Origin of the sequence: Sphingobacterium sp. 40-24 (genome assembly GCF_001899705.1) — a bacterium.
Classification (GTDB): Bacteria; Bacteroidota; Bacteroidia; order Sphingobacteriales; family Sphingobacteriaceae; genus Sphingobacterium; species Sphingobacterium multivorum.
Map to the genome: position 1 here is coordinate 18,095 of NZ_MKWH01000065.1, position 24,198 is coordinate 42,292.

General features: G+C 37.8%; 17 protein-coding genes and 1 pseudogene. 13 read left to right on the top strand and 5 right to left on the bottom strand.

Annotated elements, in window-relative coordinates; translation table 11 throughout:
• Positions 1–21 precede the first annotated feature (21 nt).
• Both BGP15_RS24955 and BGP15_RS24960 read right to left on the bottom strand, forming a co-directional pair.
• Positions 22–1,050: a FecR family protein gene (locus BGP15_RS24955; RefSeq protein WP_286770983.1), complete on the bottom strand. Its 1,029-nt coding sequence runs from the start codon at positions 1,048–1,050 to the stop codon at positions 22–24.
• A gap of 172 nt (positions 1,051–1,222) precedes the next feature.
• Positions 1,223–1,819, bottom strand: a complete 597-nt coding sequence (locus BGP15_RS24960; RefSeq protein ID WP_286770984.1) for an RNA polymerase sigma factor — start codon at positions 1,817–1,819, stop codon at positions 1,223–1,225.
• Positions 1,820–2,186: 367 nt separating this feature from the next.
• On the opposite strand from BGP15_RS24960, the gene uraH reads away from it, so the two are divergent.
• The 5 genes from uraH to BGP15_RS24985 all read left to right on the top strand — a co-directional run bounded on the left by uraH (position 2,187) and on the right by BGP15_RS24985 (position 5,818).
• Positions 2,187–2,615: a hydroxyisourate hydrolase gene (gene uraH, locus BGP15_RS24965; RefSeq protein WP_286770985.1), complete on the top strand. Its 429-nt coding sequence runs from the start codon at positions 2,187–2,189 to the stop codon at positions 2,613–2,615.
• Positions 2,616–2,659: 44 nt separating this feature from the next.
• Positions 2,660–2,836: a hypothetical protein gene (locus BGP15_RS24970; RefSeq protein WP_286770986.1), complete on the top strand. Its 177-nt coding sequence runs from the start codon at positions 2,660–2,662 to the stop codon at positions 2,834–2,836.
• A gap of 88 nt (positions 2,837–2,924) precedes the next feature.
• Complete coding sequence (locus tag BGP15_RS24975) at positions 2,925–3,848, top strand: TIGR01777 family oxidoreductase (protein WP_286770987.1); 924 nt, start codon at positions 2,925–2,927, stop codon at positions 3,846–3,848.
• A gap of 174 nt (positions 3,849–4,022) precedes the next feature.
• Entirely contained in the window at positions 4,023–4,586 is a 564-nt protein-coding gene (locus tag BGP15_RS24980; protein WP_286770988.1) for a Crp/Fnr family transcriptional regulator, read from the top strand.
• 77 nt (positions 4,587–4,663) lie between these two features.
• Positions 4,664–5,818: an acyltransferase gene (locus BGP15_RS24985; protein ID WP_286770989.1), complete on the top strand. Its 1,155-nt coding sequence runs from the start codon at positions 4,664–4,666 to the stop codon at positions 5,816–5,818.
• Between the two features lie 848 nt (positions 5,819–6,666).
• On the opposite strand, the gene BGP15_RS24990 is transcribed toward BGP15_RS24985, so the two are convergent.
• A complete protein-coding gene (locus tag BGP15_RS24990; protein ID WP_438871354.1) occupies positions 6,667–7,233 on the bottom strand; it encodes a fasciclin domain-containing protein in 567 nt (188 codons plus the stop codon).
• Positions 7,234–7,508: 275 nt separating this feature from the next.
• Between BGP15_RS24990 and BGP15_RS24995 the strand changes: the two genes are divergently transcribed.
• Entirely contained in the window at positions 7,509–7,907 is a 399-nt protein-coding gene (locus tag BGP15_RS24995) for a hypothetical protein (RefSeq protein WP_120336466.1), read from the top strand.
• Between the two features lie 183 nt (positions 7,908–8,090).
• Positions 8,091–10,247 carry a TonB-dependent siderophore receptor gene (locus tag BGP15_RS25000; RefSeq protein WP_286770990.1) on the top strand — a complete coding sequence of 719 codons (2,157 nt, stop codon included), beginning with the start codon at positions 8,091–8,093 and terminating at the stop codon, positions 10,245–10,247.
• Between the two features lie 375 nt (positions 10,248–10,622).
• Here BGP15_RS25000 and BGP15_RS25005 read toward each other — a convergent pair whose 3' ends face one another.
• Entirely contained in the window at positions 10,623–11,072 is a 450-nt protein-coding gene (locus BGP15_RS25005) for a DUF1569 domain-containing protein (RefSeq protein WP_286770991.1), read from the bottom strand.
• Between the two features lie 584 nt (positions 11,073–11,656).
• Between BGP15_RS25005 and BGP15_RS25010 the strand changes: the two genes are divergently transcribed.
• The 6 genes from BGP15_RS25010 (at position 11,657) to BGP15_RS25035 (ending at position 23,087) form a co-directional block, all read left to right on the top strand.
• A complete protein-coding gene (locus BGP15_RS25010) occupies positions 11,657–12,193 on the top strand; it encodes an RNA polymerase sigma-70 factor (protein WP_286770992.1) in 537 nt (178 codons plus the stop codon).
• Between the two features lie 73 nt (positions 12,194–12,266).
• Positions 12,267–13,247 carry a FecR family protein gene (locus tag BGP15_RS25015; protein ID WP_286770993.1) on the top strand — a complete coding sequence of 327 codons (981 nt, stop codon included), beginning with the start codon at positions 12,267–12,269 and terminating at the stop codon, positions 13,245–13,247.
• Positions 13,248–13,332: 85 nt separating this feature from the next.
• Positions 13,333–16,839 carry a TonB-dependent receptor gene (locus BGP15_RS25020; protein ID WP_070566785.1) on the top strand — a complete coding sequence of 1,169 codons (3,507 nt, stop codon included), beginning with the start codon at positions 13,333–13,335 and terminating at the stop codon, positions 16,837–16,839.
• A 10-nt stretch (positions 16,840–16,849) separates the two neighbouring features.
• Positions 16,850–18,841 (top strand): RagB/SusD family nutrient uptake outer membrane protein, encoded by a 1,992-nt coding sequence (locus BGP15_RS25025; RefSeq protein ID WP_083295986.1) that lies wholly within the window; start codon positions 16,850–16,852, stop codon positions 18,839–18,841.
• Positions 18,842–18,926: 85 nt separating this feature from the next.
• Entirely contained in the window at positions 18,927–20,429 is a 1,503-nt protein-coding gene (locus tag BGP15_RS25030) for an alpha-L-fucosidase (protein WP_286770994.1), read from the top strand.
• 126 nt (positions 20,430–20,555) lie between these two features.
• The gene (locus BGP15_RS25035) at positions 20,556–23,087 is read left to right on the top strand and encodes a glycoside hydrolase family 2 TIM barrel-domain containing protein (RefSeq protein ID WP_286770995.1); all 2,532 of its coding nucleotides are present in this window, start codon (positions 20,556–20,558) and stop codon (positions 23,085–23,087) included.
• Between the two features lie 887 nt (positions 23,088–23,974).
• Here the strand turns inward: BGP15_RS25035 and BGP15_RS25040 are convergent.
• Positions 23,975–24,198 (bottom strand): annotated as a pseudogene (locus BGP15_RS25040) (sulfatase); the annotation flags it as partial.

Consider the following 24,198-nt stretch of genomic DNA (forward strand, 5'->3'; position numbering starts at 1 on the left):
GATTGATTAGTGTTCGTTTTTTTAATTAGGCTTTATTATTATTTGTTTGTTTTTCATTTCGATGTTTACATTCATGGTATGTTTGATAACGAAGAGGATGTCATCTACTTTTTTGACTGGTATAACACCTGTAAATCGCTTATTGAGTAATGCTGGATCTTCTACTACGACTTGATAGCCATAGTTATCTTCCAAAACATTTACAATATTTGCTAAGCTATTATGTTCTATACTGAGTTCACCGCGTGTCCAGGATAGCGCTCTGTTTGTATCGTTAGTGAAGACCTGGCTTGCTTTTGCCGATGTATCATAGACGAAGGTCTCTCCTGGTTTTAGTATACGATCTTCACCGTTTTGTCCCTGAATACGGATGCTCCCTTCAAACAGAGCCACTTCAGTACGTCCACGACGGTCTTTCACATTAAACTTTGTCCCCAACACAGTCAATGAAAGATCGCCCACGTGCACAACAAAGAAGTCGTTTTCGCGCAACCGATTTTTAACGGCTGTATGTTTTACCTGAAACATACCTTCTCCTTCAAGCCAAACTTCGCGCGGTTTATCCGTTTTCCAACTACGTACGTATGAAATGTGAGAATTACTATTTAGTCTGATGATTGAAGAATCCGGAAGGGAAAGTTCACGTTGTTCACCGAAGGCCGTATTTGTCTCTTTTGTCCCAAATTGGCTAACATCATATGTCACCATAATAAATAGCAAGATTGCTGCTGCGGACGCTGTCCACCTAAATAAACTGCGTAAGACACGACTACGTTGTTTTTTCCTTTCGTAGATTGGAATTTGTGCTTGAATCCTCGCCCAGCGCTTTTCACTACTTAAGGTACTTTTTGCAGTGGTCTGATTTTGGATCAATAAGACCCATGTTTTGGCAAGAGCCATTTCGTCCGAAAGATGTGGATAATGAAGACTAAGTTCAGACCAAAAATCGGTTGAGGCGTCTGCCGGCATTAAAGCCGCCAATACAAAATCCTCATCCGCAAAAAAATCTGCTGCCTTGTAATCTTTATATTTTGATAATCGAGAGTTCATACTGTTTTATATAGGTTACACCCCTCGACAGAATTTTACCCCAATAAATTATATTTTTTTTTAAAAAACAGAATTCCTCAACCAAATCATCATTAAACAGCGTTAACAAGGACTATGATTGTAAATACTACCTATTATTTATTCGAGTGAAATTTGAAGATAGATGAAAAATTTAAGGATAGCGTAGCGTGTTAAGTATGTGCAGTAATACCAATAAACCAAATGCACCAAAATGTTTTCTCAAACTATCGATGGCCCTATAATACAATTTATAAGTATCTTTAGTAGAAAGTCCCATAATTTCGGCGATTTCGTCATACGGCAATTCTTCAAAAAAACGCAGGTGGATAATTTCTCGTTGACGTGCTGTCATCTGCATAAGTGCTTGATCAAGCTTGCTTTTTATCTCTAGGGCACGCTCATGGCGTATCATGCTGAGATCGTGAGGGAGCTCGATGGTAAACGGCAAATAATCGACAGAGGATTTTGTAACATCGGCTCTTCGGAATGATTGTTCAATTTTCTTGATCAGCGTCCGCCGAAAAGCCTTAAAAAGATAGTTTTTTACAGCGACATCTGAACTTAAAGAATCTTTGTTACACCAAAGTTTGACAAAAAGCTCTTGAATGCTGTCTTCGATAATTTCTTCGTTCTGGGTAAATTTGAATCCGTAATTGAACAACAGTTTGTTATAGCGTTCAAAAAGTATTTTGAACGAAGGTTCATGTCCAACTTGAAACATTTTCCAAATCTGTTGATCAGAGTTCATTTATAAATTTGAGATGTTTTGTTTTTCAGTTTAAGTAGATAAAATTTCATCCAAATCTAGTAATTTTTTTTAATCAACCTAATCTTTGGTTAGATATGACTACAGCGCTTCAAACACTTTTTATTTGATTCTACCTTGGAAATATTGTTATTTTAGTATAATTTTATACTTAATATCGTGTTTTTTTAGAATAAACATATTCTAATTAACGAACAGTGCTGGCCTTTAGGGAGTTAAATCATAATTGGACAGTTGGCTAATAACTTGAGGTGAAAATTATAGTGGTGACAGTGATCAAGCTATTAAATAAAACAGTCAAAATTGAAAAAGCTAATCATTAGTAAATGAATTATTTAACGAAACAAAGATGAATATAGCGATGATGCATAAAAAAAGGTACATGATCATGTTGTTATGTATGCTGGTCGGATTGACGGCATTTAGCCAGAACAGTAAATATCAATTATCAAGTCACATTCTGGATCTTTCAAAGGGAAGCCCTGCACCCGATGTTAAAGTTGATTTGGAGAAATTGATGCCAAACAAGCAATGGGTAACTGTGGCCAGTGAAAAAACGGATAACAACGGTCGCATCGGTAATTTCCTGGAAACCGGTAAAGTAGACAATAAAGGGGTATATAAACTTAAGTTTTATACGGAAAGTTATTTTCTTAACCAAAAAATCGAAACATTTTACCCATTCATCGAAGTCGTTTTTGAAATCAAAGATGATAAGCATTACCATGTTCCGATCACTGTTAGTCCATTCGGATATGCAACATACAGAGGTAGCTAAGTAAAATGAAATAATCGTAGAATCGGAAGATAATCTATAGGACTATGAAGAGACTATTTGATGAACTCGCATATGAAGTGAGCAAAAAAACGACCGAAAAATATAGCCCCTACAAATATTATCTTTCACTTTTCGCGAAGATCCGTAAAAAATCTTCAAAAGAAATTTTAGAACATAGGATTCGCATACCGAACACCCATAAAGCGCTTGTTGTCCTTTAGAGCTATTTGCGTTACAAAATTGCTTATTTATAAGACAGCGCAGCACTCCGTTTCACGATGTTGTAGAAAAAATTAAAAAAGCTTTTATATGAAAAAGATCTTAATTGCCGGGGGTACTGGTTTTGTAGGTGGGTATCTTACTGCACACCTTAGGAAAATTGGTTATGAATTACACCTCCTTACGCGGACACCCAAAGACCAATCTTCAAGCGGCATAAAATATTTTGAGTGGGATCTGAAAAAAAGCTTTATAGATATCAATGCCTTCAATGGAGTAGATACCATCATTAACCTCACTGGTGAAAATATTAGTGCAGGTCGATGGACTTCCGCGCGTCGCCTTGAGCTTATCGAAAGTCGTGTATTATCATTGAATTTACTATTTGAATACGTCAAACGTCACGACCTTAATATTGATAAAATCATTTCATCATCTGCAGTAGGTTATTATGGAGCATATACTTCGGATACCATCCTTTCTGAAGATTCTAACAGTGGAAATGACTTCTTGGCTCATATTTGTAAGGTATGGGAAAAGGCTGCATGGCAGTTTGAAAGCTTGGGTGTCAAAACCATTATTTTACGGAAAGGTATTGTCCTAGGCCGAGATGGGGGAATGTATGCCAAGCTTGCTCCTTTGGCAAAACTTGGTATTAATGTTTCTCTGGGCGATGGAAAACAATATATTCCATGGATAGACATACATGATGTCGTACGCTTGTATGAATTTATACTTGATCGGAATGATATTCGGGGTGTGTATAATGCTGTTGCTCCACAACATATCACGATGAATGATTTTGCGTATGTGCTGCTCAGGTCATTTGGTAGGAGCAGCTTTTTGCCAAATGTGCCTGGTTTCGTTATTAAACTATTGTATGGTGATATGGCTGCTATGCTATTAAATGGTTCTCCTATAAGTGCCGAAAAAATTAGGAACAGAGGATTTAAATTTAATTATGATACCATTGCAAGATCGCTAAACAATTGCAGTAAGTCATTCTTTATTTAAGTAGGTTGATTTGGTAGCTATCTTTTTATTTATTTCCGTTGAAATTGACGGATACCTTCATTCTTTTATAGTCAAAATTAAACAGTAAGACAGCCTTGAAAGCAGAAGTGGTGCGGCTTTATAAATTTCTTTTCTTTAGCTTTGTCGTTTACCAAAAATTGAAAATAACCTTTCATGGATAATATCATCGCATCTATACGTAGGCATTTTGATATAAAAGAAGAGTCTTTAGAAATTTTGCTTAGCAATTTAAAAGAACTGAGTGTGCCCAAAAAGGCCATATTGATACAACCAGACAGAAGTGATCGGAATATTTATTTTGTAGAAAACGGAATTGCCCGCGCCTATACGGTACGCGATGGAAAAGAAGTTACTTCCTGGTTTAGCAAAGAAGGCGATCTACTTTATTCAACGAATAGTTTCCACGGACCCGTACCGGGTTATGAGAGTGAATCAGTACAGATTCTTGAGGATTCGGTGTTATATTTTATGCCAATTGATCAGCTGGAAGTACTTTGCCGTAGTCATATCGATATTGCTAACTGGATGCGGTATGTACATCAAAAAGCCTTTTTGGAGATGGAGCGCAGGTTAATCAATCGATTTTATCTTTCGGCCGAAAAACGTTACGAAGATTTTATGGCAAATCACTCAAAATTAATCCAAAGGGTAAATCTGGGCTATATAGCGTCCTATCTTGGCATATCTCATGTGACACTTTGTTCCTTGCGAAAATAGTGCTATTTCTTTAACTACTTAAAAATTGTTCAGCGGTAGATTGTCTATTTTTGCATCTTAACCAAACTACGTTGAACATGCAAACCTCTACTTCTAATTTTGATCAGCAAAGAATTGTCTGGGTTGATGTATTGCGTTTTATCGCTATAATTATGGTGATTGCCATTCACTGTTCCGATCCATTTAATGTGTCGCCCGAAGCGCGATCAAATCCGGATTTTAACTACTGGGGTGCTATATACGGCTCACTTCTCCGGGCCTGCGTGCCGATTTTTGTTATGATTACCGGGTTGCTTTTGCTTCCTGTCAAAATGAATATGGGTGACTTTTATAGAAAGCGCCTTCTGCGCATTACAGTTCCTTTTTTATTGTGGTCTGTACTGTACAACCTCTTTCCTTGGATTACGGGTATACTTGGTCTTCCCTCAACGATCATATCAGAAGTGTTTGCCTATGCTCCGAAAGACGCTGCCCAAACTTTGGAGAGTGCGCTTGTTCAAATTTCTTTGATCCCAGTTAAATTTAATGTGTATACTGTGCCTATGTGGTATATCTATATGTTAATTGGCGTTTACCTTTACATGCCTTTCTTCTCTGCTTGGGTAGAGAAGTCAACTGCAGGGCAGCAAAAAGTTTTTTTTGGAATTTGGCTGTGCACGCTTTTTTTGCCTTATGCCTATTCATTTTATTCCAAAGAGCTATTTGGTCTCAGTGCTTGGAACAGTTTTGGTACATTTTATTATTTTGCTGGATTTAATGGGTATTTACTGCTTGGGTATATATTGACACATCGTTTCAAAGTATGGTCCTTTCGCAAAACACTTTTAGTTAGTATACCCTTATTTGGTATTGGGTATGCAATCACATTTAGTGGTTTTAAATGGATGGTAGCCGATCCCAACTCTAGTGAGGACCAGATCGAACTGTTTTTCTTATATTGTTCGCCACAGGTATTAATGATGACATTAGCCATTTTTTTGTTGGTTCGAACCATTAAGTTGAAGTCACCAAAATGGAGAAAGCTGTTTTCAAATATTACAAAATGCGGTTTTGGAATTTATCTGATACATTATTTTATTGTAGGTTTTGGTTATTGGCTCGCTAACATATGTGCTATTCCGATATCGTTAAAGATCCCTGTTACTGCAGCTATTGTTTTCTTGGTCTCATGGGGATTTGTCGCTTGTTCATATAAAATGATTCCTCGGGCATCAAAATGGATCTTTGGATAATCTGCTTTATGAAGTAAGCTAATGATTATAAGGTCGTGTGTTTTCCTGAAAAATAGGTTGCATCTAGATGTAGATAAATGAAAATAAATATATTGTATCTTTAGTGATGGCTAAAAATAATGTATTTACGTTCAATCAGGTTTTACCATATCCCACAAGTTGGAGCCTCTTCATTATTATTCCCTGTTTGATATGCTATAGTATCTTATACTATATTTTTTTTAAGGCAATATTTCATCTGTCGTTCATGATGTTTTTCATGCTCATCTACTTAGGTACATGTTATATCATTTTAAAAGCGTTCTCCGTACGTATGACAATTTGGTTTGATGAAGATTGTATGTATGTACAAAAAGGAAGTGGAGCTCCGAAGAGGTTCTTAAAAAATAATATTTATGGATTTTATGCTTACAATTATGAAACCCAAGCAGCTACCTTAAAAACCTCAAAGATATATTTCAGATTCTGTTTGACAATTGGGAAAGATATTTATTTAAACGATGTCGAATATAAAAACAAATATGATGACATTAAGGGCAGCAATCTGAAGAAATTTCTCAAATCGGCACAAACAGAATTCCACTTTTCGAAAACACCTAAAAACAGTCTTCAAAACATATATTGGTATTCCAATCAACATTAGGAGCGCTATTTTGGTTTGAGAAAAACGAAGTATACTAAATTTAATGAACGAATTCCTTATTCAAAACCGTTCGGATGGGAGGAAAGAATAAAACGAGCAATGTTAATATTGCTCGTTTTATCATTATTGACACCACTCTCATGTGACAAGAAAAAATCATTGAATCTATGCTGACAATAGATAGTTGATTCTATGGTAACAATATTTAGGGCATCAATACAGCATCAATCACATGGATTACCCCATTGGATTGGTTGACGTCAGCGACCGTTACCTTTGCGCTGTTGCCTTTTGCGTCTTTTACATATACATCGTTCCCTTTCATCCAAAAAGTAAGGTTGCCACCTTGCACTGATTTGGCTACGTAAGTTCCTTTACCATCTTTGATTGCTTTGGTGATCTGCGCGGCACTCCATTTTCCAGGAATCACGTGGTAGGTCAATATTGAGGCTAATTGAGCCTTATTTTCTGGAAGCATTAAGTTATTTAGGGCCTCTTTGGGTACTTTAGCAAAAGCGTTATTGGTAGGAGCCAAAACAGTAAAAGGACCAGCTCCCTGTAAGGTTTCTACAAGTCCAGCAGCTTTTACTGCAGCAACCAAGGTAGTATGATCCTTGGAATTGACTGCATTCTCAATAATGTTTTTGGAAGGATACATCGGTGCACCACCTACCATAACAGTTTTTTCCTTTGTTTGAGCCTTACCCATATAAGTGCTTCCCAATAATGTTGCTGCAGTGGCAGCCGCCCATAAGATTGATTTAATTTTCATGATCTTTATTTTTTATCTGTTATTTAAAAGCTTTATATGATCATTTACGATGAAATGGAGAGCTTGGATTGCATTGAAGAATAAAATTTGCTGATCCTGATAAAATAGCGATTAGTAAATGAAAAAATTGATAAGAAAACTATAAAGCGGGTTTGTATTTGATTTAAGCGGCGTTTGTCAAATTTATCAATTATATAGCTGTTAATCTGAAAAATGAGCTATGATATTAGATAAAAAATGTACGGAAAACATTTATATTTGCAGCAATTATACAAATGGATGTAAAAAGATTTAAATCGGGTACAATAGCTATTCTTTTGCTATGCTTCATGTTGATGAGCTTCAGCCGGATTTTTATTTTGATAAGTTTTTATGCAAACCGTAGTGAAATTGTCAGCACCTATTGTGTAAATAAGAAAAATATTTCGTTACGCTGCGAGGGGAAATGTTTTTTGATGCGTATGTTAAAAAAAGAGGCAGAGCGTGAAAAAGACGTTCACGAATATTTCTCAAAAATTCCAGTTATGCTTTGCCGCCATTATTTCCCAATAAATATCAGTAAAGCAATTGTATCAATACGTATAAATGAACGGCATAAAGCGCATGATACTTTATTTCGTAAGTTTGATTTTTTTAATAAAATACTTCGGCCGCCCACGGCTTTGGCAGCATAAGTCTGTATGATTTGTTTGGCTTTATTCAAGTTGGACTCAACAGATCCTCTACCCTATAATCTTCACTTATTAGTTAGAATTGAACTTTAGTCGACATCCTGCCCCGGTTTTTGCCGCTTTTGCTGGATATGGTTTAATTCTAATTTCACATTGGCTATTGGTCGAATTTAATTTATTACACTCTTGAAAGCGCTATATTTAAAGTATTTTTTAATTTTTACACTTCTATTTACATTTTTCAGCGGCGATGCACAGACGCAATATTTAGATACGCTATTGCCAAAACAGCTTGACTCCGTTTTTATTAGATCCCAGTTTAGGAAAGATAGATCTAGCTATCAGTCTGCACGCATAAACATTCCTGATTACGAGAATCCGCAGGTTACAACAAGCGTAGGTACCAGCCTAACCAAAAATAGAAACTATTATACCCAGACGGCTATGTTGGCAAATGCAGCCGGCGTAACCCCTAGCTGGGCAGGTGTTGCACCTTATTTTACAATTCGTGGATTTCGGACCAGAAGTAATTTTAGAAATGGCCTCAATGCTTATCTACACTACAGCGATGAAAATAGTAATGTACAGCAGCTGGATGTCATAAAAGGACCTAGCGGTACATTGTTTGGCGGTACAAATATGGCTTTCGGTGGATTGATCAATGTGCTTACCTATATTCCCGTTGATAGTATATTTACAAATTTTTCGCTCGCTAAGGGCAACAATGCCCTCCATCGCGCCAATATTGAAATAAATACACCACTGGATTCAGCACATAAATCCCTTTTCAGAATGTTTGGGACATATATCTCTAGAAAGAGTTTCCAGGATCAGGGATTGAATAAAGGCCTTTTCCTGGCACCAAGTTTTAGCTATCAGTTGAGTCCTGACCTTAAGATTAGAATGGAGGCGGAATTCTTGCACAGAAATACCACAAATAATCCCTTGTTTACACCGAGTAATCCGCTTATCGGCGGTATTGCTACAAACGTACAGCATTCTAACGATCTCAATTTGGACTACTACAGCTCTTATACTAATAACAGCTTGCTATGGCGAACGTCTTCATTGAATTTTTATGGAAAAATAAGTTATGCCATTTCGCCTGACTGGCAGTCTGAAACAAATCTGGCCAGCACAAACAGTACGTCAAATGGCGATTATCAAACAAACCTTCTCGCCAACAATAATGCTGCCGTAGCAAGGAAGGTATTACACTATGAATCCGAGGATATCAGTAACTATCAGGTCCAACAAAACTTTATCGGTAATTTTAAGATAGGGGGCTGGGCAAATAAATTATTGATCGGTCTTGACTACCAACGCTATAGTTATGGAGCAAACTATAAAAATGCTGGTTACGTGGATACAGTAGCTATTGCTGGTCCTTCTGCTGCAGCTAATTTATTTCATGCAGATCTGATCCGTAATCTCGTAGTTTCCAAGCAGCCCAATAATTCGGTCGCGCCTCAAAATAGCTATTCGGCTTATGTTTCAGACGTTATCAAACCTACCGATGCGTTGACGCTGATGCTCAGTGCCAGGTACGATAGATTAATCAATTTGGGTACAAAAGATGTATTGACTGCCATCACAACTGCGGATTATAAACAGTCGTCCATTACGCCTAAAATAGGTCTGACTTATCAGCTTATTCCAAAAATTATGACAGTTTTTGGAAATTATATGAGCGGATTCCAAAATCTCGCTCCGACGAGTGCAAATGGAATTGTATATAATTTTAAACCCCAATACGGAAGCCAGCTCGAGACTGGCGTCAAAATAGCGGTTCCTAACAATGCATTTGACCTTACATTGAGCTACTATGATATCAGGGTGCGCAATTCGGTCATTACAGACCCAGAAGATGCCACAAAATATATTCAGGGAGGAAAACAGTATAGCCGTGGTGTAGAGTTCGACATACAGTCCGAACCATTACCCAATTTTTTTATACATGCGGGTGGAGCTTACAACACCAGTAAGTTAACGGTTGCAGATGCAGCCGTTCAGGGATTAAGGCCTGTAAACGCTGGTCCAAAATGGTCTTTCACCTGGTATGCTAGCTATGAACTGCCGGTAAATAGTGACAGCAGGTGGAATGCTGGATTTGGAGGGAATTACGCTGGTGAGGATCTGATTATCAACAGTAAAAGCGCTGGGAGTTTTTATACCAATGCTTATACACTTTGCAATGGCAATATAGGTTATGCTTTTAGACAGTTTCAAGGTAGATTGACTGCCGAAAATTTATTTAATACGCGTTATTATTATGGTGGAAGGGGGGGTATTACACCAGGCAACCTGCGGCAATGCATTTTGTCCATGACCTTGCGTTTTTAGTGCTGTTATCATAATAAGCCTATTGATGGGTTATTCGGTGCTTGTTCTGCAACCTAAAACTGGGATAATTTATTCTTCTTTTTATAAAATCATACTGCGATGAGGTAAGTGGTTGCATCTCGTTGGTGGTCCGATATAGTTTGCTGAAGAACATTAGTTATATTTATTCATCAAATTATCGTTAAGCGTGTTTAGGATGAAGGAATTATTAATTATAAATATTTGCGTATTTGGAGCACTGAAGACAGAAAGCTAGAAAATATATAGAAGAACTCACACCGAGCAGAATCAATGCCCGTTGGATCAACGAATCTAAAAACTTTTCTTTCCTTGAGATTCTATTGTATAATATGCGGCATATTTGTTTTTTTTTGGTTACGCTCCAAACTGCTTTAAATGGTGGTTGCAATGTTTATATATGAACTGACCTAATTGGACTCTGGACATTCTACCAAAGAACCAATGTAGAAATGTATCTTTTTCAAATGTTTTATATTTCTCGATTAATAATTTCCAATTTCGTTTCTCCATTTCTAAATCATGGATGTCTTCATCTACGATAAATACAGCGGATGTGGGCGCGTTTTTGCCAAAACTTGTTGTTTCATCTTTCAATATCCCCTTTATCGCATCTTGACCAACCATTCGCCCTAAAAATGAACGCTTAACCTTTATGGATCCCTGGTAATGTTGTTCACATAATATACAATGCTTGACCATTTGCGTTACTGTCATTTTTCCCCAAAGCGCATCGCTGTCCTCGTTTAATAAATTAATTCTTTCGACGACCGCTTCTCTTATGTTTTTCTCAAATATTGATTTCATATTAGAAACATTTATCTATTCTATCTTGATTTTGATCATTTGCAGTATTACAAATCTAACAGATTTGTTCTTCGATCGACTTTGCATAGGATAAGAAATAGATTTGCGTATCTAACGCATTGATGATAAGTTTAACTTCAAACGGTCATTTTCTTCATCCTTCAAACGTTGAAATTCTTTGATTAGGTAAATTTAAAAATGAGAACTAATCCATCGGCCTGAAAATATCCGCTCCGAAGTATAAACGTCGTGACAACCATTACGTAAATACAATAAATTACAAAGGATAAAATTTTACCCGCTTTGCTCATAATCCTCTGTTTTGTTAAAGTTTTCATTCCGAATATTCTTCAACCAAGTAAACATAATATAGTTTTAATTTAATAAAAAGAGATTTATAATTGGGAGTCCTCAACAAAATTTAGACTAATTTTTTATTTAAAAATTTTATATATCATTTTATACATTTATAAAAAAATATTAATATTGTATTTATGTAATACATAATATTGTTGGCATTTTCTTAATCTAACCAATTAATCTTAAACATCTGCTAACCATTGAAGAACATTTTAATAACCGATATGGAATCGAATCAAGTGGAAAGTCAAGTAGAGTACAAAATTTTGCGCTGTATAAAAGACGGAGATATGCAAGCATTTTCCTTAGTTTATAACTTTTACTGGGATGCCCTCTATAACTTTGCTTTACGATTAATGAAGGAAGAATCGCTAGCACAAGATGTTTTACATGATGTCTTTACCGAATTGTGGGCACGTCATAAAAGATTAAACATCCAATCATCGTTAAAAGATTATTTATTCATTTGTACAAAAAACAGATGTTTTAAACTGCTGGGGAAATTACGTAGGTTAAATGAATTAGAGGAACACCTGTTGTTAGACATAGCTGTTGAGCATGATGAGCTTTCATATAAAGAACTCTCTGATCAGCTTGATGGATTATTAGCGAGACTTCCTACCAAAACAAGAGCAATATTTATCATGAGTCGCGAAGATGATTTATCCTACAAACAAATCGCCAAAAAAATGAACCTTAGTATCAAATCTGTAGAATATCATATATCAAAAGTCTTGAATAAATTACGAAAAGCCTTATAATTATATTCACCTTTTCGTTATTTTGTCATATTAACAAATTAAAATCTTTCAAATTCATCCGTATTATAAGCATATGCCCCTAAACGATAGAGAAGATATAAAAAAACAGACTTTTGATCGTATTCTAACAACGATTAGTAGACAGAAACGTAAAAAGCGTTTGTTGCGTGGGGCTATCCTATTTTTTGTTTTATCTATTTGTTCTACTAGCTTATACATTTTTTATCCTCGCTCCATTAATATCTCCCCCCAAAAATCTGAGCACATTTATGCGGATATTACAGCTGGAGACATCACAATTTCAGGATCAAGGCCCATGTCCCTTGCTGAATGGGAGAATAATAAAAACAAACCTTTCAAAGTCAGTAAAAAGAAAGATATGTTGATTATTGAACAGACAGAATCATCAACCTCCGAATTTGATGATGTTGTTCTGCGCGTTGGGGTTGGTGGATTGTATAAGGTTTTGTTAAAAGATGGAACTATAGTATTTCTTAATTCTAATTCTGAGCTGAGTTACAAAGGCGATTTTTTAAAAAATCGGATTTTAACTTTAAAAGGAGAAGCCTTTTTTGAGGTTGCTAAGAGACAGCAGGCTGATATTAAACAGGAGTTTATTGTTCTGACAGATAAACAGCGGATAGCTGTTTTAGGTACAAAGTTTAATGTTTTGTCTCGTGAAGGAGCCGAGCAGACTGTATTAACAGAAGGAAGTATAGCTTTAAAAAGTATTAAATCAGGAAAAAACGAGTTGCTTGTTCCTGGAGAGATGGCCATGCTGGATGATCAAGGATCTATTGATAAAACAATTGCTATAACCGAAGATTATACGTCGTGGAAAGATGGTAATTTGTATTATGAAAATAAAAGCTTGCGCTATATTCTCTCAGATCTTTCTAATATCTATCCAATTCATTTTGATCCCAATAAAGTTCCTAATCGAAATTTTACACTTTTTCTTAAAAGAGATCGCTCGTTTTCTGAGATTTTGGATCTCATAAAAAAATCAGGCAATTTGAACATCACGTTAAAAGGTCATGAATTAATTTTTTAAAAAAATTTTTTAGGGTAATCGCGTTTGGGAGACTCTTTATTGTAAGAATGGGAATAATGCCCCTTTTACAATAAAGCCTAAAAATATGAATAAAAAATTTCACCTGAGAAAAAACAAATTTTGGTTTGTTCGGGACCAATCTGCTTTAACTTTTCTAAAGCGATCGTCAAGAATAGGTACTATCCTTGGTTTAATAGCTCTCCAAAGCCTTCCCTTAGCCAAGGCACAAGAATTAAACCTCAATCTAAAAAATGCAACCTTATCAGAGGTCCTAAAAGAGATACGTAAACAAACGGGATATCAGATTATTTATGATTCGGATATTTTGCAAAACAAAAAATTAATCTCTTATTCTGGTTCCAAATTGGATTTGAGGTTAGTGTTGAAAAAAGCGCTCACGGAGCAGGATCTAGATTTTGTGATTGAAGGTAAAACTATTATTGTTAAACCACAGGAAAGGAATAGTTTCAAAAATATCCCAAATCAAAAATTAGAAAAGATAGAGATTAAAGGTACAGTTTTGAATGCATCGGGAAAACCAATTGCGGGTGTGACTGTGACAGAAAGAGGTACCTCAAATACTGTATTGACAGCAGAAGACGGAACATTTACTTTAAAAGTAGCAAATGAAAAATCTATTTTGGATTTTTCCTATGTGGGGTATGCTTCTTTAAGTGAAAACGCTAGTCGCAACCCAATGCTGTTGACAATGGCCAGTCAGGATAGAGCCTTGGAAGAAGTTGTCGTAGTGGGGTACGGAACTCAAAAGAAGGCAAATTTGACTGGTGCGGTTTCTTCCCTTGATGGTAAAGAGTTAGAGTCAAGACCTGTGCAGAATGTTGGACAGGCGCTGCAGGGCATGATTCCTGGGTTGAATTTACAGACAACTGGATTGGGCGGCGAGCTAAATCAAAATCTAAGCGTCAATATCCGTGGTGCGGGGACGATAGGCGTAGGGTCGAGTTCATCAGTTTTGGTTTTAATTGATGGGATGGAAGGTAATATGAATGCGCTGAATCCTCAGGATATTGAAAATATCACCGTGCTTAAAGATGCAGCAGCTTCTGCTATTTACGGCTCCAGGGCACCTTTTGGAGTTATCCTCATTACAACAAAATCTGGAAAATCGGGGAAGATAACAGCAAATTATAACAATAATATAAGACTGGGCAAGCCAAGAGGGCTACCAACGATGTTAGATTCCAAAACATTTGCTTACTATTTTAATGAAGTCGCAGCAAACGATGGTGAGGGTGCAAAATTTTCGCAGGAGGTATTGGAACGGATTGACGCTTATCAGAAAGGAGAAATAGAAACGACAACTACCCCAAATGCTAGTGACAGATTTCAATACTATACGGGATCTAATGGGAATACAAACTGGTTTAAAGAGTTTTATAGGGACTTTACAACTTCCCATGAACATACGCTCAGTTTGAATGGCGGTACTGAAAAGCTAAATTTTTATAGTTCTGCAAATTACATGGATCAAAATGGTTTGAACAGATTTGCTAATGATAATTTTCAACGATATTCGATAGCTACGAAAATCAATGCAAAGATTAGCGATAAGGTGGACCTCATGTACAATACGCGTTTTGTACGTGAAGACTACGAAAAAGCAAGCCATATGAATGATTTATATTATCATAATATAGCGAGAAGATGGCCTACGATACCTTTGTACGACCCAAATGGAAATTATTCCGAACCAAGTGAAATATTGCAGCTGCAGCAAGGAGGACGTTCAAAATTTCAGAAAGATTTTCTTTATCAGCAGCTACAATTACATTATCAGCCAATCAAAAACTGGAATATAACAGGAAATGTCAATTACCGCATTACGACTCAAAATGACCATGCCGAAATTTTGAAAGCTTATTCAAATGATGCAAAAGGAAACCCGTTTCTCCTTGCAGTAGGATACAATGCTGCGGGGTATACCAATGTGTCTGAATACAATCGCAAAGACGAATATTTCAGTACAAATTTCTTTTCAGATTATTCCTTTGACCTCAACGATGATCATCATTTCAAAATTTTGGCTGGTTTCAATTCAGAGCTCAATAAGTATAGAGATCTCAATGGAAGCATGAGCGATCTGATCACAGATAATATACCGACATTGAATACTGCCACCACCAATCCAAGGGCTTCTGGGGGCTATCAACATTGGGCTACCGCTGGTTTTTTTGGACGATTAAACTATAGCTACAAAGATAGGTATCTTTTTGAGGCTAACGGACGATACGACGGCTCTTCACGTTTTCCAAGAGATTTGCGCTGGAATCTCTTCCCCTCAGTTTCCGCTGGATGGAATGTAGCAAATGAGTCATTTTGGCCTATTAAGGAGCATGTTTCCATGTTTAAGTTACGTGGTTCCTATGGCGAGTTGGGAAACCAATATACGGACAATTGGTATCCTTTTTATGCAACAATGCCAGTAAGTATAGCTAATGGTACCTGGCTTTTGAATGGACAAAAAACAAATACAGCCAGTGCACCTGGGCTTATTGCCTCAACTTTGACCTGGGAGCGTGTATCAAGCTGGAATGTGGGGTTGGATCTGCGGGCACTTTCCAATCGTTTAGGTTTATCTCTTGAAGTCTATCGTCGGAATACATTCGATATGATAGGACCAGCACCAGAACTTCCCGCTATTTTGGGTACAGCTGTGCCGCGATTAAACAATGCCGAGATGAACTCCAGAGGCTTTGAAATTGAGTTAAATTGGAAAGATCATATCGGTAAATTGAATTATAGCGCGCGAGCTGTCCTTTCCGACGACCGTCAGACAGTCACCAAATATCCTAATCCTACAGGTACGTTGAGTACCTGGTACGATGGCCGCAAGAATGGGGAGATCTGGGGATATCAAACTTTAGGAATAGCACAGAGCGCAGAAGAAATGGCTGCACACCTCGCTAATGCCAAACAGTCTTTCGGGACAAACTGGCAAGCTGGGGATATTATGTATGCTGATCTCAACGGGGACGGTCAGGTTAATAATGGAGCCAATACGTTGGCGAACCCAGGGGATCTGGCAATTATAGGAAATTCGGCCCCACGCTATCGTTATAGTTTTGATTTAAATTTCAATTATAGTGGATTCGATTTAGGGATTTTCTTGCAAGGTGTTGGAAAACGCGATTATATGCCCAATGGCCCATATTTTTGGGGGGCGAATGGCGGGATGTGGCAGTCTGCTGGATTTGTTGAGAATATGAACTTCTACCGCGATGAGAATTCCACGATGGTACAGAACGGTGTTTTAGGTGTTAATAAAGATTCCTATTTACCAAGACCATATTTTAACACCTCAAAAAATCAGCAAACACAAACTAAATATTTGCAGAGCGCCGCTTATTTACGTTTAAAGAATGCTCAATTTGGATATACGTTTTCTCCACAGCTATTGGCCAAGATAGGATTTACCAAAATTCGTATTTATGCATCAGGTGAGAATTTGTTGACTTTTACCAAAATGGCTAAGGTTTTTGATCCGGAAACCGTTGGACTAGGAGGATGGAACGATGGAAAAACATATCCATTTTCGACGACTTATTCTTTTGGCCTTAACTTGAATTTTTAATTAGATATATATGAAAACGACATATTATTTTTCTACAATTTCTTGGTTGTTATCGATGACCGTGCTGTTCACTTTGCATTCCTGTAACAAGTATCTGGACAGGGAACCCTTATCCAATGTAACGCCGCAGGAATATTTAAATACCGAAGCTGATTTAGCCGCATATACGGTTGGACGTTATGCCTTTCCATCACATTCTGGCTGGGGGCTTGGCACATTTGCCAACGATAACGGTACCGATAACCAGGTGACTTCAAGTTATTCGACTCGTTGGGTTCCGGGAGAATGGCGTGTGCCGAGTTCGGGCGGCGAATGGGATTTTGCTCAGATTAGACAGTTGAACTATTTTCTCGAACAGGTACTTCCAAAATGGAAGAGCGGTAAGTTAACAGGAAATTCAGCAAATATAACTCATTATGTGGGTGAAGCGTATTTTTTGAGAGCGTATGAATATTTTAATAAAGTACAGGCGCTGGGTGATTTTCCGATTGTTAAAAATACACTCAAAGATAATATGGAGGAGCTGACGGCTACTTCCATTCGACAACCTAGAAATATGGTGGTTAGATTTATTCTTTCTGATTTGGATTCGGCAATTACGTTGTTGAACGATGTAGCCCCTGACGGAAAAAACCGTATTTCAAAAAAGGCCGCTTTACTTTTTAAATCTCGTGTAGGGTTATTTGAAGGCTCTTGGCTAAAATACCACAAAGGAACTGCTTTCGTCCCTGGCGGAACTGGCTGGCCGGGCGCAAAATCGCACCCAAATTTTTCGATCAATATCGATAATGAGATCAATTATTTCTTAGAACAGTCGATGACTGCAGCTGCTCAGGTAGCCGATGCAGTCGAACTTGTCGGAAATACAAAGGATGATGGTTATAATTCATCTTCGAACCCCTATTTCAAAATGTTTGGCGACGAGAATCTAAATGGTTACAGCGAAGTACTTTTATGGCGGAGTTATTCAATGCCTTTAGGAATTACGCATGCTGTAAATCACTACATGAACCGTAATGGCGGAAATTCTGGATATTCAAGAGGCCTTGTGGAAAATTTTACGATGAAAAACGGACTGCCTATTTATGTTTCGAACTCCGGTTATGCAGGCGACGATTCCATCAGCCTCGTCAAAAAAAATCGGGATAATCGCTTACAGCTCTTTATGAAAGCACCTGGTGAATTGAGTTATACCAACCAGATTTCTTCGACAGGTGCTGTACAGACAGAGCCGAGACCAGATATTATCGGACTAGCCGAAACAAGGTACGTGACAGGTTATGCCGTGAAAAAAGGAATGAGTTATCTTTTTGCCCAAGCTGAGGGACAGACTGGTACCACAGGCTCAATTATATTTCGTGCTGTTGAGGCTTATTTAAACTATATTGAAGCAAGTTATCTTGCAAAGGGAATGATCGATGCAAAAGCGAATAGTTACTGGACAAAAATCAGAGAAAGAGCAGGTGTAAATACAGATTTTATGGCAACCGTAAATGCGACAGACATGCAAAAGGAAGCTCAAGGTGATTTTGCAGCATATTCTGCTGGGCAGTTACTATCCGACAAACTTCTTTATAATATTAGAAGGGAGCGCCGTTTAGAACTAGTTGCTGAGGGATTTAGATTTAATGATCTTAGGCGTTGGCGGGCGTTGGATCAATTGGCAAGCAATCCATACATTATTGAAGGGATGAGACTGTGGGGGCCTATGCAAGACTGGTACAAAGATAAAGGTGTATCGACTTTAATCGTACCCGGCACAGCAGGAAAAACCGCAAATGTGTCCTCACCACAGGAAAGTCAATATTTAAGACCCTATCGGATTAATCTTTCGGCTAACAATCTTGTTCTAAAAGGCTATAGCTGGACCAGTGCCCACTATTTGTCTCCTATAGCCATAAGTCATTTGAGCATAACTTCAACAGATGGTAGCCCAGCTGGTTCAATTATTTATCAAAATCCGAATTGGCCTTTAGTTGCCAATCAGGGAGCCAATCAATAATTGGTCGGAACCTTTACGAAAACTTTGAAGATAAGATAGTTCGGAGATTATTCCGGCTATCTTATTTTTGTCAGATAAATATCAAATGAAGAAAATTAATATCATTACTTTACTATTATTGGCAGCGGTATTTGATGCTGCGGCTCAAAATATGATAGCCTTACAGCCCGGAGAATCAGAATCTGCTATTGTAACCAAGGCCGCCAACGTGATACCGACCCAAAGACAGCTTGATTGGCAAAAGCTGGAAGTGACCGGATTTCTCCATTTTGGGATCAATACCTTCACAAATAAGGAATGGGGTGAAGGGAAAGACGATCCAAAATTATTTAACCCGACACAATTAGATGCAGAACAATGGGTTAGGACTGCAAAGGAAGGTGGAATCAAACTTTTGATTCTTACCGCGAAGCATCACGATGGCTTCTGCCTCTGGCAAACGAACACAACAGACTATTCGGTTAAAAATTCTCCTTACAAAAAGGGAAAAGGAGATGTCTTTGGCGAACTTGCTGCGGCCTGTAAAAAATATGGTATGAAGTTGGGCGTATATCTTTCCCCTTGGGATCGACATGAAGCTTCTTATGGGTCAGAAGCTTATAATGATTTTTTTGTTGCCCAATTGAGCGAATTACTGACCCGATATGGTCAGATTGAAGAAGTTTGGTTTGATGGTGCTAATGGAGAGGGACCTAACGGTAAAAAGCAGGAATACGATTGGAATCGTTATTATCAGGTTATACGTGAAAAACAACCTGAGGCCGTTATCGCAGTTATGGGACCCGATGTAAGATGGGTCGGTACAGAAACAGGGTATGGACGGGACACAGAATGGTCAGTTGTACCGGCTAGTAACCTAGCACAAAATCATATAGCTGCAGGATCGCAACAACAGATGAATATCAAACCGGCCGGAGATATGCGTCATAAAGATCTTGGGAGCCGAGAAAGGATCAAAGAAGCAAAAGGGCTGGTATGGTACCCAGCGGAAACTGATGTTTCTATACGCCCGGGATGGTTCTATCACGAGGAAGAGGATAACAAAGTCAAAAGCCCGGGTAAGTTGATGGATATTTATTTTAATTCGGTGGGGAAAAATGGTGTCTTGTTGCTTAATATTCCACCAACAGCTGCAGGCTTGATTCATTCGGTAGATGCTGCAAATTTAAAAAAGTGGAATGACTGGCGCACAGCATTGTTTTCGAAAAATCTTTTAAGCAAAGCCAAACTCCAGGCTGCAGGCCTCGTTTTAAAAAAATGGAAAAAAATGCCATTCTGGACGACGAAAGATGAAAAAATCAGCATAGCAACTTTTGAATATACCCTACCTAAAGCAACCGCGTTCAACGTTCTTTCCTTACAGGAAACCATCGCTTTAGGGCAGCGTGTCGAGCGATTTAATTTGGAGGTCTGGCAAGATGGAGTCTGGCAAGAAGTGTTGAAAGGAACTACGATCGGTAACAAACGTTTATTGACCTTTCCGACAGTTAGTGCCCAGAAGATAAGAATCAACATTTTACAATCTCGTCTAAATCCGCAGATAGAACAGTTGGGACTCTATTTCAATGAAAGAGGAGTATTTGAATAGCACATCATGATTTCAGTTTTAATTCCAATCACAAAAGATCTGAATAATTTTATTATGTTATACATAAGTTGTATTTTCGGATCTTCATTTGTTTTTAAGAACAAACTCAACCTTAAAATGCTATAGATGCAAAAAGAATCTAAATCTTATTTATCCATGTTTTTAACTCGAGGTGTGAAATTTATACTTTGTGTATTAATATTTATTGGGTCAAATACTTTATTTGCACAGGAAAGAATAGTAACCTTGCTCGAGGATGGATGGAAATTTATAAAAAATGATCAGCCAAACTTCGCTGATATCGGATTGATTACAAGCGAATGGCAGACTGTTCGAGTTCCGCATGATTGGGCAATTTATGGCCCGTTTAGTGCCAACAATGATAAGCAGCATATGGCTATTGCCCAAGATGGGCAAAAGGAAGCATTGGAACATGCCGGCCGGACTGGTGGACTTCCGTTTGTTGGCGTTGGCTGGTATCGTAAAGAATTTGAATTACCACAAAACGTTCAAAATAAGCGCACGGTTTTACAGTTTGATGGCGCTATGAGCAATGCTGTCGTTTTTGTGAATGGGAAAAAGGTAGGCAATTGGCCTTATGGCTATAATAGTTTTTATTTTGATGTTTCCGAGTATGTAAGTCCGGGTCAAAATTTGGTCGCGGTAAGGTTGGAAAATAAGTCTGAGTCATCCCGCTGGTACCCTGGCGCAGGACTATATCGAAATGTTCGATTGGAGATCACTGAAAAAACAAGTATTGCGCATTGGGGTACCTATATTACGACACCTGAGATCACAAAAGATTTCGCTCGAATTCAGGTTCAGACTGATTTAGTCGGTATAGATCTGTCGGAAGATTCTCTTTCCTTAGAAACTATTCTTATAGACAGCGATGGAAAAATCGTGGCGAAGAAGAATGATCGAATTGGCAACTACCAGATCCAGCAGATGCAACAGGAATTGTTCGTTGAGAAACCACAATTATGGGAATTGAAATCCCCCAATTTATATAAGGCTGTCAGCAAGCTCTATCAGAACGGCAAATTAATCGATAAATATCAAACAGTATTTGGAATCAGAAGCATTGCTCTGGTACCAAATAAAGGGTTTTATTTGAATGGAAAGCTGACTGCATTTAAAGGAGTGTGTTTGCATCATGATTTGGGGCCGTTGGGAGCAGCTGTTAATGAGGCCGCTATTAGGCGGCAGTTGCGAATAATGAAAGATATGGGCGTTAATGCCATTCGCACTTCTCATAATATGCCGGCGCCGGAACTGGTGCAAGCCTGTGACGAAATGGGAATTATGCTAATGGCGGAAAGTTTTGATGAATGGAAAATTCCCAAAATGAAGAATGGGTACAATCAATATTTTAACGATTGGGCCGAAAAAGATCTCGTCAATCTGATACGGCATTACCGCAATAATCCAAGTGTTGTGATGTGGTGTATTGGAAATGAAGTACCTGAACAAGGAAGTCCTGATGGATCGAAGGTCGCGCGGTATCTGCAAGATATTTGCCATCGTGAGGATCCATCTCGACCTGTTACCCAGGGGATGGACAACCCTGATGCGGTTATAAATAGTAGCTTTGCCTCAACGATGGATGTTGCAGGCTTTAACTATCGCCCATTTAAATACCCCGAAGCCTATAAAAAGTTACAACAGCAGTTAATTCTTGGTACTGAAACAGCGTCTACTTTGAGTTCTAGAGGTGTTTATAAATTTCCCGTTGAAAGAAAATCAATGGCAAAATATGACGACCATCAGGCTTCGAGTTATGATGTAGAGCATTGTTCATGGTCGGATTTGCCTGAAGATAACTTTATCCAGCATGATGATTTACCTTACGCAATAGGTGAATTTGTCTGGACAGGGTTCGATTATTTGGGCGAACCGACTCCCTACTATACAGATTGGCCAAGTCATAGTTCTTTGTTCGGTATTGTAGATCTTGCCGGTATTCCTAAGGATCGATATTATCTTTATCGTAGCCATTGGAACCAGGAATCGCATACACTTCATATTCTTCCTCATTGGAACTGGAAGGGACGCGAAGGACAGAAAACGCCAATTTTTGTTTATACGGATTATCCTGCAGCGGAAATTTTTATCAATGGAAAAAGTCAAGGAGTAAAAAGGAAAGATTTTGATGTTACTTTGGAAAATTCTAAGGAAAAAAAAGCACAAAATGATTTTATGCGCCAGAAGCGCTACCGTTTGATGTGGATGGATACTAAATACGAACCGGGCACGGTTTCAGTAGTTGCCTATGATTCTTTAGGGAATATAGCTGCAAGAGATAGTGTAAAGACTGCAGGTAAGCTATATACTATACGTTTAGAAGTGGACCGGAAACAATTGAAAGCAAATGGAAAAGACATTGCTTTTATCACAGCTACGCTCGTTGATAAACAGGGGAATATAGTGACAAGCGAAGACCGGGAATTAAAATTTAAGGTAAAAGGGCAGGGTGCATTTAAGGCTGTAGCGAATGGAGATCCAACAAGTTTGGAATCATTTCAGAAACCCGTCATGAAGTGCTTTAACGGTCAATTGGTTTTTCTTGTTGAGAGTAGAGAGTCTGCGGGCGAAATTATAGCAGAAGTAGAAGGAAAGGGATTGAAGATAGCAAGTGTCAAATTAACAGTGAAGTAAACTATGCGAGTTCAATTTTTACTTTTATTTTTCAGTCTGTTTACATTCTTTATTGAAGGCAAGACATATACTCGGTACCATAGAAGATTAAATCAGCAGGGCACGACGTAGCTTGTGCTGGGATCTCTGTCAAAACATGTCCCACTAAGAATATTCAAGAGCTTTTGCCGGATATGAACGTAAAGTGGGAGTACCTGTTTTATTTAAAAGATATAGGGTGAGCGAAGGTAAAAAAAGCTTATTTGCTGGCTATTTCGGCAAAATCAATAGAAATCAAGCGTGCTTCTGAACGAGCTGCATTTTATGTTGTACAAAGTTTATGTCAGCTTTTGGGATTGATAGACTTGAAGAGCTGTCGGCGCTACATTCATTGTATTTTTTAAGTTCCAGTTCCATAATTTGATAAAATAGGATTTTGTCTTTAAAACCGTTTTATAGTTGATACAGGATTTATACATGTCGTTTGGTTACCTTTAGAAATAAGGTAATTTATTGAAAAACCCGAGTTCCCCCGGCAAAGGTAGATTTCAAATAGTCACTTATATATTGCGAAGGTATTGAAACTTATGTAATACATAAAATATTTTTCTATCGAATCCACTTTTGATCTTGTTATAAATTCCGATAAATAATATAATCAACTATTGTAATTTAACTTGGTAATTGGTTTATTCATAATTTGTTATTTTAAAAATTTCTAAAATATGGTCAGAAAACTTACTTTATCTTTGTATTCAGGTAAATAAGTTTTAAATGGTTTTATTTATTGCTAGTATTTCCTGATCGGCACGTTGGAAGGCGATATAAAACAAAGAAGGAAACGGACAACGCTTCCTTCTTTTCTAAATTTCAGATGTATAAAAAGAAGATTTTTACATGTAGATGTTTTAATCTATTTTATCGGGAAAAGGAATTTGCTGCCCTGTAGCCTTATAAGTAGGCAACTGAGCTTTCCAGGTCCGGAGCTGATCCGAGAGTAATTTGCTGAGTTCGCTGGTTTTACCCGTCATTTTTTTGGCAAGGTTGTTGAGCTCACCGATATCTTGCTGCAGGTTGTAAAGTTCAAGCTTTCCATTTTTCATGTCGTAAAGCAACTTATAATCACCTTGTC